The following is a 2,088-nucleotide window of genomic DNA, read 5'->3' as shown; positions in this document are numbered from 1 at the left end:
AGACATCCGGAATCTCTACCCTCAGAACTACAAGAAATTACAGCAAGTTTAGATCAAGCTTACCAGAAGGTAGCCAAGTAAATAAAATTATGCTAAATTAGAAGATGTGGTTAGTGGGCCGCATACAATAAGCCGATGCAAATTGTTCGTGATAATTGACTTTGGAAAATTCAACCACTTTATTGGTACCGTATTTTCTTTCTATTCCGTTCCAGCCTCTATTTATCAATCTCAATTTCTTAAAATATGAGTTGTATTTTTTATTCGGTATCGTCTCAATTTCGATTGATGATGTGCGTAATAAATCCACTTTAATTTTTGGATTGGCAGTTTTATCCGAGGTCAATTGAACAACAACTTCTCTCAATTCTTTTTCTTTGACTACTCGTTTTAAAAACGTCGTGTCTTTAGAGGTCATACTGTAAAGCAAGCTCAAATCAGATTTGGTGATTGAATCATTTTCGTGGTCGAAGATGTGATAGGTTCCATCAAATTCATCCATAAACTGCTCAATAAATACAATCTTATCTTTTTCCGTTCCAATTCCTAATTCCAATTGTTCGGTTAAAATTAGAGAATACAATTCGTAATCATCTTTTTCCGTTTGAGAAAATGACAATTGAGAAATCAATATTATAAATGTTAGCAGTTTTTTCAACATTATGCACAACGTCCCATATAAAAACTGTGCGCTGGCAAGCGTGATTTTCCGTTAGGAAAATCAGGCGCAGCAAGCAAGCACGGAGTTTCGAATTGAAACAGGTCTAGGCATAGTTTTTATATTTTGTTACCCATTGTTTTTTTATCCGTGCTGATTTTATAAGGAAACATTTCTGTCAATTTTTCAAAAAGAAATTTATCAGCTTTCAAATCAAATTCTTTGAAAGTGGTAGTCTTTATTTTAATCCGGTTTTGCTTGAAAAAGAAACCTTTATTCTTAGATATTTTGTTGATTTTCCAATGCGGTAATTCAATCAATTGTCCCTTTTTGATGAATTCTATTTTCCCTTCTTTTAATGTCAAATTTGTTTTTGAGTACAACCTTAATTTGCTTATCTCAATTCCGATTATTACACTAAAAATTGAAATCAACATTGCTATATACCAATTCTTTCCTATTACTTCCACGAAATAAATAAATTTCATTTCAGTTGGTAATAATGTCCCCGAAACAAATACCGCAATAATAAATAAGCCTGCTATAGTTCCCAGAATTGCAATTAACACCCCGAGCTTATTGATCAGTAGTTCATTTCCTATTTGTATTTCAATTGTTTTTTTCAAAATAATGGGTAACGTCCCGTATAAAAACTGTGCGAGCTGGCGCGCGTGATTGTCCGCAGGACAATCTGCTAAACAAGCGAGCACGGACTTTCGAATTGAGACTGAATTAAGGATGGTTTTTATATAATGTTAGCAAACGGTTTTCAGACTTTTAAGTTTAGTCCATTAAAAAAATGATCCAAATTTCTTAAAGAATCCTTCTCAACCAGGTCTTTGAAGATTGTTATTCTTCCTTTATTAGTTTCAACTTTGTAGGAATTTTTAAATTTTCTCACCTTTTTAATTTCATTGATATTTATTTTTTTGGGGATTGGAAAATGTTTTGTCAGAGTGTTATTATCGATTGTTAAATACTGATGTTTTTTTATTGTAAAAATAAGATCCAGCTTGTAAAAGTCCGACAATAATCCAGGCATAATTAAAAATAGAATCTGAATTAATTGAAACAGCAAAAATTCCTATGATTATCATAAAGGATCCGTAAACCAAATTACTTTTCAACCTACTATTTTCGTACTTAATTTTCATAATTGTATTTTTTATTTTGAACTGTTTGCTAACGTGTTTGTGTATGGCTCGTTGCGGAAAATGTCCAACGGACTTTTCCGCCGTAACCGAAAGATAGCAAATTGTAATGAATTCCGATTAGGAATTCAGCCGCAATGAGCTATACACGGTGTTGAACTAAACCTAAAGGTAGCTTCAAGAGATCGCTAAATCACTATTCACTACCTTTAAGTATCTCTAATTATAATATTTAAAGTTATGAAAAAAAAGTAGTACCCTCATTGACAGGGCCTGTAA

2 protein-coding genes are annotated in these 2,088 nt (G+C 32.4%); both read right to left on the bottom strand.

The window, feature by feature from the left end:
- Positions 1-97: 97 nt before the first annotated feature.
- Positions 98-619 carry a hypothetical protein gene (locus APB85_RS17185; protein WP_103294506.1) on the bottom strand — a complete coding sequence of 174 codons (522 nt, stop codon included), beginning with the start codon at positions 617-619 and terminating at the stop codon, positions 98-100.
- A 158-nt stretch (positions 620-777) separates the two neighbouring features.
- On the bottom strand, positions 778-1,284 hold the full coding sequence (locus APB85_RS17180; RefSeq protein WP_057482348.1) for a hypothetical protein: 507 nt from the start codon (positions 1,282-1,284) through the stop codon (positions 778-780).
- Between the last annotated feature and the right edge of the window lie 804 nt (positions 1,285-2,088).

This window comes from Salegentibacter mishustinae, from assembly GCF_002900095.1.
Taxonomy (GTDB): Bacteria; Bacteroidota; Bacteroidia; order Flavobacteriales; family Flavobacteriaceae; genus Salegentibacter; species Salegentibacter mishustinae.
This window is presented reverse-complemented; position numbering and strand designations above follow the sequence as displayed.